Source organism: Pseudomonas monteilii (genome assembly GCA_001534745.1).
Classification (GTDB): domain Bacteria; phylum Pseudomonadota; class Gammaproteobacteria; order Pseudomonadales; family Pseudomonadaceae; genus Aquipseudomonas; species Aquipseudomonas alabamensis.
Genome location: CP013997.1, coordinates 3,717,849 through 3,732,804 on the forward strand (window position 1 = coordinate 3,717,849; position 14,956 = coordinate 3,732,804).

Below are 14,956 nucleotides of genomic sequence, written 5' to 3' on the forward strand. Positions count from 1 at the left end.
TGATGACATGAGCGACCATCCCATGACCGACACGACGCCCTTTCTACGCCCCACGCAGTTGCAACCGGCCCGCCCAACTTCGCACGCCGCCGCCTGGGCCCAGGCGCGCCTGGGCGAGCTTGGCGCCGCCTTCGACGACCTGATCAGGCAAGCGCCCGGCGTGCGCCAGGTGATCGGCGAGCAGATCGCCCTTCACCTGGCCCTCGATGCCCAGGCCACGGGATTGACGCCTGCGCGGGACGACACCCCTGCGTTCGTCAGCCTGGCCCACGTCTGCGTTTTCGCACGGCATCACCCCGTCTCGATACCCGACCTGTCCGACAAGGTAAGCCTTCGTCACCTGGACGGCAGCCTGCCCGGCACGGACCTGCCCCTTGCCTCACTGTTGGCCACGCTGCAGTCGATCGACCTGTACGATGCCCTGACCCACGCCTGGAATCGCTACTGGCACGGGTGCCAGCCCGGTACGCCGTCGAACCGCAAGGACCATGCTCGAGCGCTTTACCAGGAACACGTCCTGGTGTCCTTGCAGGCGGTGCAGGATCAGCTGTCCGACGATGCCGCGCTCGGCCCTCTGATCGAAGCGATCCTGACCGATCCGCACGCCGCCTCGGCCCGTCGGCCAGGGCTGATCATCGAAAGCGCTGCGGCTTGTCCTGGCGCCCTGGTGTTCAGCCTGGAGGGCCAGGAGGCCAAGCTGTCGTATCGACCGGACCGCTACCCCAGCATCGTGTCGCACACCCACGACAGCACACTCTGGCAGGTGCTGTCCGGCCAGTCGGCGACGCCCCTTCCCCTGCAGCGGCTGGACGCCATCGCCCATGGCTTCACCCTCTGGCAGGGTCTTTTGTTCGAGCGCCTGGCCGCCACGCTGGCGCAGGACCCTGGCGATGATCTGTGGCAGCACGGGCCATTGGCCCTGCAGGCCGCTGATCGGCTGGCCCAGGCGTGGCACGAAGCGGTCTTCCTGGTCCGCCCGTCAGAGGCGCATGAAGGGCCGCTCGAAGACGACACACGACCGTCCCTGTTCGACCTGGGTGGGCTGCAGCTGGATGTACCTACCTCGGAGCGGGCGGCACAGATCAGCCGCCAGCTGGAGCAGGTGTCCAGGGTCGCCGAGCACCACCCTGAGCGTCTGACGCAGTGCCAGACCGCCTTGACGGCGGCACAGGAAGCCGCGTTGCCAGGCATCGACGCGTTGTTGCGCCAGCCCCACTGGCATTCCGATGCTGCGCCGATCGAGTTCAGTGCCGCCTTGATCGAAGCGCACCGCCAGGGCCTGCTTGCCCATGCACGTTTCCAGCGGCTGCTGGGCGAACTCGATGACCAGGACCTCGCGCGCCTCGAGACGGTCGCGACGGCGACGGACCCGCAAAGCCTCGCCTGCCTCCAGGTGAGCCACCCCCTGCTGCTGCAGGCGGCTCAGCCTGAAGATCACGTGCAGGCGCAGTCGTACGTGTTGAAAGAAGCGGTCGTCATCGCCAGCACCCTTGCCGACGACGGAACACCGGCGGGACACCTATGGCTCTACTGGATCGGCGAACAGGGTGGCTTGCTGCGCTGCGCCGATCGCGCCCAACTCGAACACTGCCTGCGCGTTCACCCGGAGCATGGACAGTCATTGGCCTACGTCCCGGTCTCCGAGCCTCTATTCGATGCGCTGCTGCAAGGCGTCATTGTCCAGGCACGGGCGCAGCGTCAACGGATCCAGGACGAACACGGCCTCGATGCCGTCGCCCAGGCATTGCCCGAACTGCGCGAGGTGGTGTCCCGACAGCTTCGGGTGCCGCGGCATGCGGCGCGCGACCTTGCGCTGGACATGCTCGAGGCCCAGCAGCGCGCCTTGCGCGTTGCCGACCAGGCGCCCGACTGGCTCAAGACGCTGCCGATCGCCACGCGCTCGGCCTTGCAAGCGGTGGTCGAGGCCTACGTCGAGGCGTCCCGACGCGCCCATGCCCTGGTCGTGCGAGACCTGCCGGTGCGCGACGTGTACTGCCGCGCGTTGGTCGCGCAGCGCTTGCGCCAGGATTTTCCAGACTATGACGACAGCCCGGTGACGATCGACCTGCCCACCGGCGTCAGCTGGCAGGACGATCCCATTGCCGGCAGTGGTGCGCCGGGCGTGCCGGTGAAGCAGAAACTGGTGCCGAGCGCACAGCGCGAACAGGTTGCGCTCGATGTGCTGCTGTTGAATCACGTCGACGAAGGCACGCTGCTGCGGCTGAAGTTCTCGACGCTGGTGATCGATACGCCAGACCTGGTCTTGAAGCAGGCGCTGGAGCGAGGGCTGACGCCAGCGTACCTTCAGGCGCTCGCCAAGGACCTGGACCTGGCCCAGGCCTATGAGAACCTGATCCTGCATACCTATCGCGGCGTGGAGGAAGACACCTGCGCGGCGCGCTGGCGCCGTGCGTGCCTGACACGTCCACTGCAGCTGATGCTCAAGCTGCAGGCCTTGCTGCTGCAAAGCCGTGGTCTTCTGGATGCCGCTGGCCATGCCATCCTGGACGTGGCCTTGAACGCCCAGTCCCAGACCGACTACCAGGCCGGTGGCCATGATGTCCGGTTGCTCGCGGCAACGCTCACGGCGGGGGGCCCGGACACCGATGACAGGCCCGCCACGCTGTCCGGCGTGACCTTCATCGAAGACCAGGCCAGCGGCATCACGCTGTTGTGCCTGCCCGAGCATCCAGACCTGCCGCTCAGCCAGTACCCCGACCTGGAAAGTGCCCGCTGGGCGCTGTACAGGACCAGCCTGAGGGACAGCGACCGCACCTACCTGGCGTCGCGTGCACTGGAGGGCGATCCGAGCGCCCACCGCTCGCGTCTGCAGCAGGCGCAGGTCCACGGCTTCGACGGCATCATCGGCATCGGGGCGACCTGGCCGGCCAACCTGTCGCTCCCGGCCTTGCTGCTCGAGGCCCAGCTCGGCAAGATCCTGACCGCACACAGGACCAGCTCGCGCTCGAACCGCGACCTGTGGCTGGAGCACTTCACCCACCAGAGCGGCATGATCTTCAACTACCTCAAGATGGCCCTGAGCGTGTTGCCGTTCGTGGGCACCGCGATCGGTATCCACGATGTCGTCACGGCCGGGGCACGTGCCGCGGCCGCGTTCGTCGAGGGTGAGACGGGACGTGCCCTCGTCGAGGTCAACGATGTGCTGTTGGCGCTGATCGACGTTGCCATGGACCTGGTGACCGGCGTGGCGGTCAACACCAGCCTCGTTCGCCAGGCGACGCGCCAGCGCCAGATTCGCCAGTTGCAGACGGGGCTGGCCTCGCTCCGACGCCCCAGGCCGACCCTGGGGGCACGGCTGTCGTCGCTCGATGGCTACGTCTACGAGCGCCCGCTGTCGCTGCAAGGGACACGCCTCGGCACGGAAGGTCGCTACAAAGGGGTCTACCGCCATGCCGAGGGCGACTTCATCCTGATCGACGGTCGTCCCCTGGAGGTGATCTGGGACGCCACCGCCCATACCTGGCGGCTCAAGGGCAAGCCGGGGCACGTCTGGCAGCGCGCCGTGGCGCTCGACGAGCAGGGGCGCTGGGACACGCACTTCGCGCTGTATGGCGTGCACCTGTACGGCGGCGGCGCCGGCGGTGGCCAGGCCCTCGGACGCCTGGCGGATCAGCTCGAGCCGCATTGGCCAGCAGCGATCCGCGAGCGTCTGCCACGCTTTCTGGTCGATCGACACTACCGCCGCCAACGTATGCTGCAGACCCAATGCCAGACGGACGAGCGGCGCCTGCAGCGTTCGCTGGCACACACCAATCAGCTGTTCACGGCCTACGAAAACACACCGCTCCTGGAGAGACTGGCCCAGATCCCTTCCTTGCTCGAGGCCAGCGAGACCGACATCCGCCTGGCCGAACAGCTCTATCGCTCGTGGGACGACTATCTGAACATCAGCGCAGGCCGCAACCGGCGGGTGCCTCTGGAGCAGAAGGCTGATACCGCCCGCGTCATTTGCGACCGACTGCTCAACCAAGTGGACCTGCACAACCTGCTTAGCCAACAGACGCTCTGGGAAAGCGCCCAACTGCACCTGTACATCGATGAGCTCAAGGGGCTGTTCGCACGCGCGCCCTTGCTGCGCGAGGCACGCAAGCATGCGATCGCGCAGCTGGGGCACCGTGAACGGATGTTCAAGACCATGGAGCGGTTCGAAGCCTGGTATCCCAAGGCGACCCCGTCGCAGGTGCTGAACGAAAGCGCCACGCGGTACCGAGCGGCGCTCAATGGTGAATTCAAGGCCTGGTATCAGACCTACCACCTGATGCTGGCCTCGAAACGCTTCACCGATGCCACGGTGGTAGCGGAATTCCTGCTCGAAGGTGTAGGCGAGGTAGAAAGCGAAGTCCTGGCAGCGCGCAGCACACTGTTCGACCTTCATGACGCGTCCCTTTCCGTCGCGCAGCGGCGCACGATCCATCAGCAGACTCGGGAGACCCTCGAGCGTTGCAAACGACAGCTGCACTCCGCCTATGCCAGCATGCCGAGCCTGTTCGAGGAAGATTACCTCAAGCAACTGCAGGCCAACCTGGACACCTTGCTGGGCATGGTCGAGCGCAAGCTACGCCGATTGCCAAACTTTTCGAAGGGCCATGGCGAGGCGGCACGCAGCCCGAGGCTGTTTCTCGACACCAACGACCGCGCGTACATCGGCGATTTCCTGCCAGGCGTCAATGGCCAGCCCGAGCAGATGGTCATACGCGCCGACGATGGATCGATCCTCAGGCGCTTCATCCGGGCTCAGGGCGATCGCTGGCTGCCGGCCGCGCCTGCAGTCCGGGCCCGTGAGCTGCGTGAGGTGAGCACCATCGCCAGTGACATGCTCGCCGGTCTGGAGGCATACCGTGGAAGGATCCAGCGGTACCAGCGCCAGGGCATGCTGGCCGTCGACCTGGAGCACATGATGCGCATCAAGGCCGAAGACCTGGAGCGCTGCGCCCATGACCTGCGCCGGCTCGACCCTGCGGCAGCCGACCTGTCACGCCTGGTGGATCAGGCGCGGGCACTGCGCGAAGAAGGCCGCGTCCTGCGCGTGGCCCAGAGCAAGCGCACCCGGACGCCGGACACGGGCCACTTGACCTATCTGCTGGAGCAGCAGGAAGTGTCGATTCGGCGCGTTGGTGACCGACAGGCGCTGGGCACTCATGACTATCTGCAGGAGTACGCGATCGTCGACGAGGCCGCCGAAGGCCAGCCTGCGCTGTGGTATGCGCACTTTCACTACCGCAGGGCCGAGACGCCGTTCACCGCTTTCACCGCCGCGCACCTGAAGCGAGCGGCCGATCGCTACGTGGGCCGCGACCACCCCGAGGTCTGGCGTGGAACGATCAGCCCGCAGACCGCCAACGAACTGTTCGCTCACCTGTGACCTGGGCCGGACGGAGCCCTGCCGGCTCCGTCCGTCTGCTGCCAGGTGCATCGACAGCCGCGCCAACATGAGACACACTCAAGCGCTTACCGCTTTCCTTCAAGCGTTGCTGCGAGAGTCCTTGTGCTGGAAATCCGTCACCTGAAAACCCTTCATGCGTTGCGCGAGGCAGACAGCCTGGTCGAAGCCGCCGAGCGCCTGCACCTGACCCAGTCGGCCCTGTCCCATCAGTTCAAGGAGCTCGAAGAGCGTCTGGGTATGCAGTTGTTCGTGCGCAAGACCAAGCCCATCCGCTTCACCAGCGCCGGCTTGCGCCTGCTGCAGCTGGCCGACGCCACCCTGCCGCTGCTGCGCGGCGCCGAGCGCGACATCGCACGACTGGCGGGCGGCACGGCCGGCCGTCTGCACATGGCGATCGAATGCCACAGCTGCTTCCAGTGGCTGATGCCGACCATCGACCAGTTCCGCGATGCCTGGCCGGAGGTCGAGCTCGACCTGGCTTCGGGCTTCGCCTTCGCCCCCTTGCCGGCCCTGGCCCGTGGCGACCTGGACCTGGTGGTGACCTCCGACCCGCTGGACTTGTCCGGGATCACCTACGTGCCCTTGTTCACCTACGAAGCGATGCTGGCGGTAGCCAACCAGCACGCCCTAGCCAGCAAGCCGTACATCGTGCCTTCAGACCTGCTCGACCAGACCTTGATCACCTACCCGGTCGAGCGCGATCGGCTGGACATCTTCACCCGCTTTCTCGAACCGGCGGACATCGAACCTGCCACGATCCGCACCTCGGAGCTGACGGTGATGATGATGCAGCTGGTGGCCAGTGGCCGCGGCGTCTGCGGCATGCCGCACTGGGCCTTGCACGAATACAGCGCGCGCGGCTACGTGAAGGCCAAGCGCCTGGGCGAGAAAGGCCTGTTCGCCACCTTGTACGCGGCGGTGCGCACCGACATGCTCGACGCCCCCTACATGCGCGACTTCCTGCTGACGGCCAAGGACACCTCGTTCGCCACCCTTGATGGGGTCAGCGCGGTGCGCTGAGCAGATCGCGATACAACGGCAGGATCACATCGCGCGTCAGGGGCGCCAGCACCATATCGTGCGTCTCGTCGGCACTCACCCAGGCCAGGGCCTCGATCTCCGCCGCCGCGCGTGGTTGTTCATCGCTGTCGACACGAAACAGTTCGGCCTGCACCTGACAGCCTGGCTCATTGGCTGCCACGGCCTGGAACCTGCCCAGATGAGCAGGCGCGTCTGGATGCACGCGCAGGCCAAGCTCTTCGTGAAGCTCGCGCGCCAGCGCGGCCCGTGCCGACTCGCCTTCGTCGATCTTGCCGCCTGGCTGCATGAATGCCTGGGTGCCACGCTTGCGTACCAGCAGGGTTCGTCCTTCAGAATCGATCAGCAAAGCTGCTGCAATGCGGATGAGGGCGGGTGAGGCAACGGTCATCGGGGATGTTCCTTCCTGTCATGTCCGCTTAGTGTAAAGCGTCAAGCCCCACCCAGACGGCTGACGTCGCGCTTGCTCGCCTTGCGAGACAGTCGCAGGCGCCTAGGGAAATATCACTTGCCAGCACGGCCCCGGTCGCGCATAACCGCTCGATGACTCTTTTCACGCAGGCACCGTCGGCGCTCTCTGGCTTTCACCCTGCGGTCGTGGCCTGGTTCAACCAGCAGTTCGACCGCGTCACGGACGCCCAGGCGCGCACCTGGCCGCTGATCCAGGCGGGCCAGTCCGTGCTGCTGGCGGCGCCGACCGGGTCCGGCAAGACCTTGAGCGCCTTCCTGGCCGTGCTCGACGAACTGGTTCGCCAGGGGCTGGCGGCAGAAAACGGGCTGCCTGACCGTACCCAGGTGGTGTACGTGTCGCCGCTCAAGGCCTTGTCCAACGACATCCAGTTGAATTTGCAGCGCCCATTGGAAGGCATCGGCCAGGCACTGGAGGCACAGGGGCTGGCGGCACCCCGCATCACCACCGCCGTGCGCACGGGCGACACGCCCCAGAACGTGCGCGCGGCCATGCGCCGCAAGCCCCCGCATATCCTGGTGACCACGCCGGAATCGTTGTACGTGCTGCTGGGCTCTGCCTCCGGCCGCGCCGGCCTGGGCGACGTGCACACGGTGATCATCGATGAGATCCATGCGGTGGCCGGCAACAAGCGCGGTTGCCACCTGGCACTGACCCTGGAACGGCTCGAGGCGTTGTGCGATCGGCCCTTGCGGCGGATCGGCCTGTCGGCGACCCAGCGCCCGGTCGAGCAGGTGGCGCGTCTGCTGGTCGGCCATGCGCGCCCCTGCGCCATCGTCGACATCGGCCATGCACGGCCCCGCGACCTGGCCCTGGAGTTGCCGCCAGTGCCATTGGGCGCGGCGCTGTCCAGCGAAGATTGGGGCCTGGTCTACGACCGGCTGGCCGAGCTGGCGCGTCAGCACACCACCACGCTGGTGTTCGTCAACACACGACGCCTTGCCGAGCGCCTGGCGCGGCACCTGGGCGAACGCCTCGGCGTGATCCAGGTCGCAGCGCACCATGGCAGCCTGTCCCGAGCGCATCGGCTGGAGGTCGAACAACGCCTCAAGCGCGGTGACCTGCACGTGCTGGTGGCCACCGCCTCGCTGGAACTGGGGATCGACATCGGCGACGTCGACCTGGTCTGCCAGATCGCCTCGCCAGGCTCGATCGCGGCCTTTCTGCAACGGGTCGGACGTGCCGGGCACCAGGTCGATGGCACGTCCAAGGGGCGACTGTTCGCCACGTCGCGGGACGATCTGATCGAGTGCGTGGCCCTGCTCGACTGCGTGCGACGCGGCGAGCTGGACGTGCTGCACATCCCCCAGGCGCCGCTGGACGTGCTGGCCCAGCAGATCGTCGCCGAGGTCAGCAACCAGCCCTGGGACGAGGCCGAGCTGCTGGCCTGTGTGCGCCGCGCCGCGCCCTACGCCGCACTCGAGCAGGACGATTACCAGGCTGTGCTGCACATGCTCGCCGAGGGTCACGTCTCGCCCCAGGGCGTGCGGGGTGCCTACGTGCAGCGCGATGCCGTCAGTGGCCAGCTGCGCGGCCGTCGCGGCAGCCAGCTGGCCGCCCTCACCAGTGCCGGCACCCTGCCGGACAGCGCCGACTACGCCGTGGTCCTCGACCCCCAGGCCTTGAACATCGGCAGCGTCAACGAAGACTTCGCGGTGGAAAGCAGCGCAGGCGACATCGTCCAGCTGGGCAATGCGTCGTACCGCATCCTGAGGGTCGAGCCAGGTCGCGTACGGGTCGAAGACGCCCACGGCCTGCCGCCGACCATTCCGTTCTGGGTCGGCGAGACGCCCGGGCGCAGCACCGAGCTGTCGGCGTCCGTGGCACGTTTTCAGGCGGCGTTCGACCGGCAGCTGACGGACTGCGCGGGCGACCCGGCACAGGCTTCGACCTGGCTGCGCGAACACTACCGGCTCGACGTGGACGCCGCGGCACAGGTGTTCGACTACCTGGGACGCGCCTGGGCCCTCCTGGGTGCACTGCCCTCCCAAGACACCCTGGTGCTGGAACGCTTCCTCGACGCCGCGGGCGACTTCCAGCTGATCCTGCATGCGCCTTTCGGCAGCCGGGTCAACCGGGCGTGGGGGCTGGCCCTGCGGGCACGGCTTGCTGGTCTTTTCGACATCGATCTGCATGTGGCCGCCGGCGAGGATGCGCTGGTGTTCGCGGTGCCCGCCGCTGCGCACTTCGCGCTGAACGACCTCTGGCAGTGCCTGCCCAGTGCCACGGCCGAGTCGATCCTGGTCCAGGCGGTGCTCGACGCGCCGCTGTTCGGCGTGCGCTGGCGCTGGAATGCGGCAGTGGCCATGGCGTTGCCGCGGATGATCGCCGGCCGCAAGGTCGCGCCCCAGGTGCAGCGCCTGAAAAGCCAGGCGCTGGTCGAGGCCGTGTTTCCCGAGCTGGCCGAGGCCAGAACGCCTGGCGAGGCACGTCCGTTACCGAGCCATCCGCTGGTTCGGCAGACGCTGGACGACTGCCTGCACGAGGCCATGGACAGCACCGGCTGGCTGGCCCTGCTACAGCGCATCGAACAGGCCGAGCTGCGACTGATCGGCCTCGACCTGGCGACACCTTCGCCGCTCGCCCTGGCCAGGCTCGACGCCAGGCCCTACGCGCTGGTCGACAACGCGCCGATGGCGGAACGGCGAACTCAGGCGCTGTTGAGCCCCCGTTGGCAGGCACCGACCTCGGCCGACGCCCTGGGTCTGCTGGACCCCGAGGCCATCGAGGCCTTACGCGATCAGGCCTGGCCCTGCCCGCGCACGGCCGATGAGCTGCACGATGCACTGATGAGCCTGGGCGCGATCACCGAGCAGGAGGCGCTGGGGCCACCTGACTGGCATCCGCTTCTGGACACGCTGAGCCAGGCCGGTCGCGCCGTCTGTCTGCACACCGGCGGTCTGCGCCTGTGGTTCGCCCGCGAACGCCTGTCCATGGCCCAGGCCTTGTACCCCCAGGCCGAGGTTCGGCCGCCGCTTCTGCCCCTGCCTGGTCTCGACCGTCCTCTGACGCCTGCCAGCGCCGTGCGCGACCTGCTGCGGGCACGGCTCGGCGGCCTTGGACCGGTGACGCTGGAGCAAGTGCGCGCGCCCTTCGGGCTGTCGGTACCGGCCACCGAGCAGGCCCTGGCGCAGCTGGAAGCCGAGGGGCAGGTGCTGCAAGGCACGTTCGACCCGGATGTACAGGCGCGCCAGTGGTGCGAGCGGCACCTGCTGGGCCGTATCCACCGTGACACGATCAGACGCCTGCGGCGCGACATCGAACCGGTCAGCGTGCAGGACTACCTGCGTTTTCTGCTCGACTGGCAGCACCTGAGCGACGACACGCGACTGCGGGGCCCGCAGGCCGTCGAGGCGGCACTCGCGCGGCTCGAAGGCTTCCCCTGTGCGGCAGCGGCCTGGGAAACCGAGCTGCTGCCGATGCGGGTCGGTGCCTATGCGCCGTACAGGCTCGACCAGGCCTGCCAGGAAGGGCGCTGGGCCTGGTGTCGGCTGGCGACCCAGACCGCGGCCGGCCTGGTGCCCAGTACGCCACTGCTGCTGGTCCCGCGGTCGGCCTTGACGTACTGGCAGGGCCTTGGGCAGGCGCCGGGCCTGGATCAGCTCGGCGCTCGCGCCCAGAAAGTACACGAGGTGCTGCACGCACACGGGCCGCTGCGTTTCGACGAAGTGCTCCGGCATGCCCGGCTATTGCCGAGCGAACTGGAGACTGCGTTGCAAGCCCTGGTCGGCAGCGGCCTGGTGAACGCAGACAGTTTCATCGGCCTGCGTGCCTTGATCACCCCGAGCGCCAGGCGCACGTCCCGCCAGCGCAGCCGCGGGCTGGTACCGCTGTCGAGCAGCCTGGATCAGGCTGGCCGCTGGACGCTGCTGGGCGCAACGGACGACGACCGCCGTTCGCCAGCCCGTATCGAGCATATCGCCTGGGTGCTGTTGCGACGCTATGGCGTGGTGTGCTGGCGGCTGTTGGCACGTGAAAGCGACGCCTTGCCACCCTGGCGCGAACTGCTGCGCTGCTATCACCGACTGGAAGCCCGTGGCGAGATTCGCGGCGGACGCTTCATCGACGACCTGGCCGGCGAGCAGTTCGCCCTGCCCGAGGCGCTGACGGCCCTGCGCCAGATACGTCAGCGTGCGCTGGACGGCCGCCTGGTGGTGGTGAGCGCCAGCGACCCGCTCAACCTGCTGGGCAGCCTGCTGCCTGGCGCCAAGGTGCCGGCCGTGGGCAGCAACCGGTTGCTATATCGCGATGGGTTGCCGGTGGCGATCCGGGTGAACAATCGCTACCGCGCGCTGGTGGAGGCCGACCCTGACACGCAGCGGCGCTGGCAGGAGCGTTTGCTCAAGCCGGTGTCCTGGTTCGACTGACACCGGTTGCGGACGCCGCCAGACCGCGGCGTTCGTCCGCCTCGATGGCCGATGCAGTCAGTTGGCCGTCGACGTCGTGCTGGAGAACCCCGCAAAGCGCTTGTTGAACCCGGCCACACGGCCTTCGGCCTGGGTCTGGCGCTGCTTGCCGGTATAGACCGGGTGCGAGGCGCTGGACACGTCGAGCGCGACATAGGGATAGGTGACACCGTCGGTGTGCTGCTGAGTGCGGTCGGTGTCCACGGTCGAGCCGATGACGAAGAACACGTCGGCCGCGGTGTCGTGGAACAGGACCGGGCGGTATTCAGGGTGGATATCGGGTTTCATGGCTTCACCTCGCTAAGAATTGATACTGTATAACATACATAGCAAAAGTCATTCGCGCCAGCTCCTCTCCCTTTTATCGGTTGCGAGTTCTGGGTAAAGATCGTCAGGCCGATGCCCTTCGAACAGGTCTCCAGTCAAGCGCTGTGCTTTTCACAAAATTTTCATCGAACTCCCTCACCGTCTACGCTTCAGACAGGCAGGCGTAAACAAGACGGGTTGAGCGAACGACTATGGGTGTGTTGTGGCAATCGGAACCAACCAGGACGGACACCGATGAGGAACGTCCTGACGCGGCCTCCCCGCCCCCTGCGCCGCGTCGACGACGCCGGGTGTGGCTGTGGTCGTTCGTACTGGTGATCGGCGTGGGGCTGGTGGTCGTAGGCCTGGCCGTGCATGACGAGATCCAGACCTCGCAGCTGCAATCGCGCACGTTCAGCCGTCTGGCCTCGACCCTGACCTACACGCTGCAGCCAGGCCCCAGCGACGCCATCGTCTATCCGGGAGAGGGCCCGTTCGACAAGCGGCTGGGCTACAGCGCCCTCGGCGATTTCCTGCCGCGCCTGCTCAAGCGTGACTATTTGATCAGCCAGCAGGTGCGCTTTTCGCCAGCGCTGATGCGCTATGTCGATCACGGCCTGTTCGTGCCCTACCGAGAAAAGAGTCAGGCCGGCCTGTCCATCACCGACTGCCGCGGCGACACGCTGTACCAGTACACCTACCCCCAGCACGTGTACCCCGATTACGCGGCCATTCCGCCGGTGATGGTCAAGAGCCTGCTGTTCATCGAGAACCGTGACCTGCTGGACCCGAACGACCCGCGCAGCAACCCGGCCGTGGACTGGCCACGTTTCGCCAAGGCGGCCTATTCCCAGGTGGCCAAGTACCTGGCCTTGCCGGGACAGTCGGCGGGGGGCAGCACCTTGGCGACGCAGCTCGAGAAGTACCGCCACTCTCCCGATGGCCTGACCGCCTCGGGCATGGAGAAACTTCGACAGATGTTCTCGGCCAGCGTGCGTGCTTACCAGGACGGTCCCGACACCACCCAGGCGCGCCAGCGCATCGTGCGCGACTACCTCAACAGCGTGCCGTTGTCCGCCGTGCCGGGGCATGGCGAAGTGCATGGCATGGCCGAGGGACTGCGGGTCTGGTATGGCGCCGACTTCGAACAGGTCAACGCGACCCTGTCATCCACCGCCCAGGACGCCGACAGCCTGGCGGCCCGAGGCCTGGCACTGCGCCAGGTGCTGTCGCTGATGATCGCGCAGCGCCGGCCCTCGTACTACCTGTCCAAGGGCCGTGTGGAGCTTGCCGAACTGGCCGATGCCCATATCCGCCTGTTGGCCGGTAGCGCCATCATCGACCCACCCCTGGCCGAGGCCGCCCTGGCCAGCAAGGCCGTGTACCGCGACTGGGTCGCGCAACCGACGATACAGCCGATCGTCACCAACAAAGGCATCAGCCTGGCGCGCAACCGTCTGGCGGGCATGCTGGACCGTCCGCTGTACGACCTCGACCGCCTCGACCTGTCCGCCACCAGCACCTTGAAGGCCGATCTGCAATGGCAGGTCAGCCAGTACCTGCGTGACCTGGCCGACCCGGCCTTCGCCGAGCGGGTGGGGTTGATCGGCCATCGTCTGCTCACCGCGCGCACCACCGACCAGGTGCGCTACAGCTTCACGCTGTTCGAGCGCACCGCCGACGGCTCACGTGTGCGGGTACAGACCGACAGCACCGACCAGCCCTTCGACATCAACGAAGGCAGCAAGCTGGAACTGGGCTCCACCGCCAAGCTGCGGGTCATGACCACCTACCTGGAGATCATCGCCGAGTTGCATGATGCCCATGCCGGCAAGCCGGTCGCGGAACTGCGCACGATACCGGTGGCCGAGCTGGACCAGCTCAGCCGCTGGTCGATCGACTGGCTGATCCGCAACCAGCAGGATCAGAACCTGGCCGCCATGCTCGACGCAGCCTTGGAGCGCAAGTATTCGGCCAGCCCGGGTGAAGCCTTCTTCACCGGGGGTGGCCTGCACCGTTTCAACAACTTCCGCGCCCAGGACAACGGCCGCAACCCGACCCTCAAGGAGGCCCTGCGCGAATCGATCAACCTGCCGTTCATTCGCCTGATGCGCGATGTGGTGCGTTATGTGACCTATCAGCAACCCTACAACCGCGAGCCGCTGCTCAAGGACGACAGCGATCCGCGCCGCCAGGAATACCTCGCGCGCTTCGCCGACCGCGAAGGCACGCATTACCTGATGCGTTTCTGGAAGAAGTACCAGCGCAAGACCTCGCAGCAACGCCTGGACACGTTCCTGGATGGCATGCGCGTGACCCCGCAACGGCTCGCGGCCGTGCACCGCTACCTGTTCCCCGGGGCCCGACAGGCAACGTTCGACGCGTTCGTGCGCAATCACAGCCAGGACAATCGCGCCGCCCTGGCCAAGTTGACCGACGACCGCCTGGTGAACCTCTACGACAGCTATGGCCCTGGCAAATACGACCTGCCCGACCAGGGCTACATCGCCAAGGTGCACCCGCTGGATCTGTGGCTGCTGGGCTACCTGCTGAAGAATCCAGGCGCGACGCAGCGCGAAGCGATCAATGCCAGCCGCTTCGAGCGTCAGGAGGTCTATGGCTGGTTGTTCAAGAGCCGTCACCAGGGCGCGCGGGACAGCCGCATCCGCACCATGGTCGAGATCGAGGCGTTTCTCGACATTCATCAGCGCTGGAAGCGCGTCGGCTACCCGTTCGACCACCTGGTGCCGTCGCTGGCCACGGCCATCGGCAGTTCGGGCGACCGGCCTGCGGCGTTGTCGGAACTGATCGGGATCATCCAGAACGACGGTGTGCGCCTGCCGACGCTGCGCATCGACACCTTGCACTTCGCTGCCGGTACGCCCTATGAGACGCAACTGGTCAGCGACCCGGACCGTGGCCGGCGGATCCTGCCGGTGGAAGTGGCGCATGCCTTGCGCGACGCACTGTCCCAGGTCGTCGATGCCGGTACCGCACGGCGGGTCTCGGGCAGCTTCAAGCTGCAGGACGGCTCTGCGTTGGTGATGGGCGGCAAGACCGGCACCGGCGACAACCGCATCGAGAGCTTCGGCGCTGGCGGTCGGCTGATCGGTTCACGCTCGCTGAACCGGACCGCCACGTTCGTGTTCTTCCTGGGCGACCATCACTTCGGCACCTTGACCGCCTTCGTGCCGGGTCGTGCGGCGGAAACCTTCACCTTCACCTCGGCCTTGCCGGTGCAGGTGCTCAAGGGCATGGCACCGATCCTGATGCCGTACCTGGAGCCAGGCGAGTCGACCCAGTGCGCCGCGCCCTCCGTGGCGGCGCGCTAGC

The 14,956-nt window shown here is 67.0% G+C and carries 6 protein-coding genes; 4 read left to right on the top strand and 2 right to left on the bottom strand.

What is annotated here, in order from left to right:
* Positions 1-22: 22 nt before the first annotated feature.
* Positions 23-5,383, top strand: a complete 5,361-nt coding sequence (locus APT63_15860; GenBank protein ID AMA46972.1) for a hypothetical protein — start codon at positions 23-25, stop codon at positions 5,381-5,383.
* 123 nt (positions 5,384-5,506) lie between these two features.
* Positions 5,507-6,424 (top strand): XRE family transcriptional regulator, encoded by a 918-nt coding sequence (locus APT63_15865; GenBank protein ID AMA46973.1) that lies wholly within the window; start codon positions 5,507-5,509, stop codon positions 6,422-6,424.
* Here the strand turns inward: APT63_15865 and APT63_15870 are convergent.
* The gene (locus APT63_15870) at positions 6,408-6,833 is read right to left on the bottom strand and encodes a DNA mismatch repair protein MutT (GenBank protein AMA46974.1); all 426 of its coding nucleotides are present in this window, start codon (positions 6,831-6,833) and stop codon (positions 6,408-6,410) included. The genes APT63_15865 and APT63_15870 overlap by 17 nt on opposite strands.
* Positions 6,834-6,985: 152 nt before the next feature.
* On the opposite strand from APT63_15870, the gene APT63_15875 reads away from it, so the two are divergent.
* The gene (locus APT63_15875; protein AMA46975.1) at positions 6,986-11,278 is read left to right on the top strand and encodes an ATP-dependent DNA helicase; all 4,293 of its coding nucleotides are present in this window, start codon (positions 6,986-6,988) and stop codon (positions 11,276-11,278) included.
* 57 nt (positions 11,279-11,335) lie between these two features.
* Here APT63_15875 and APT63_15880 read toward each other — a convergent pair whose 3' ends face one another.
* On the bottom strand, positions 11,336-11,605 hold the full coding sequence (locus tag APT63_15880) for a 50S ribosomal protein L31 (protein ID AMA46976.1): 270 nt from the start codon (positions 11,603-11,605) through the stop codon (positions 11,336-11,338).
* 230 nt (positions 11,606-11,835) lie between these two features.
* Here APT63_15880 and APT63_15885 point away from each other — a divergent pair, with 230 nt between their 5' ends.
* Positions 11,836-14,955: a glycosyl transferase family 51 gene (locus tag APT63_15885; protein ID AMA46977.1), complete on the top strand. Its 3,120-nt coding sequence runs from the start codon at positions 11,836-11,838 to the stop codon at positions 14,953-14,955.
* Position 14,956 lies beyond the last annotated feature (1 nt).

Coding starts and splice junctions, on each gene's coding strand:
- APT63_15860 (AMA46972.1), top strand. CDS start 23: ATGACCGACACGACGCCCTTTCTACGCCCCACGCAGTTGCAACCGGCC.
- APT63_15870 (AMA46974.1), bottom strand. CDS start 6,833: ATGACCGTTGCCTCACCCGCCCTCATCCGCATTGCAGCAGCTTTGCTG.
- APT63_15875 (AMA46975.1), top strand. CDS start 6,986: ATGACTCTTTTCACGCAGGCACCGTCGGCGCTCTCTGGCTTTCACCCT.
- APT63_15880 (AMA46976.1), bottom strand. CDS start 11,605: ATGAAACCCGATATCCACCCTGAATACCGCCCGGTCCTGTTCCACGAC.
- APT63_15885 (AMA46977.1), top strand. CDS start 11,836: ATGGGTGTGTTGTGGCAATCGGAACCAACCAGGACGGACACCGATGAG.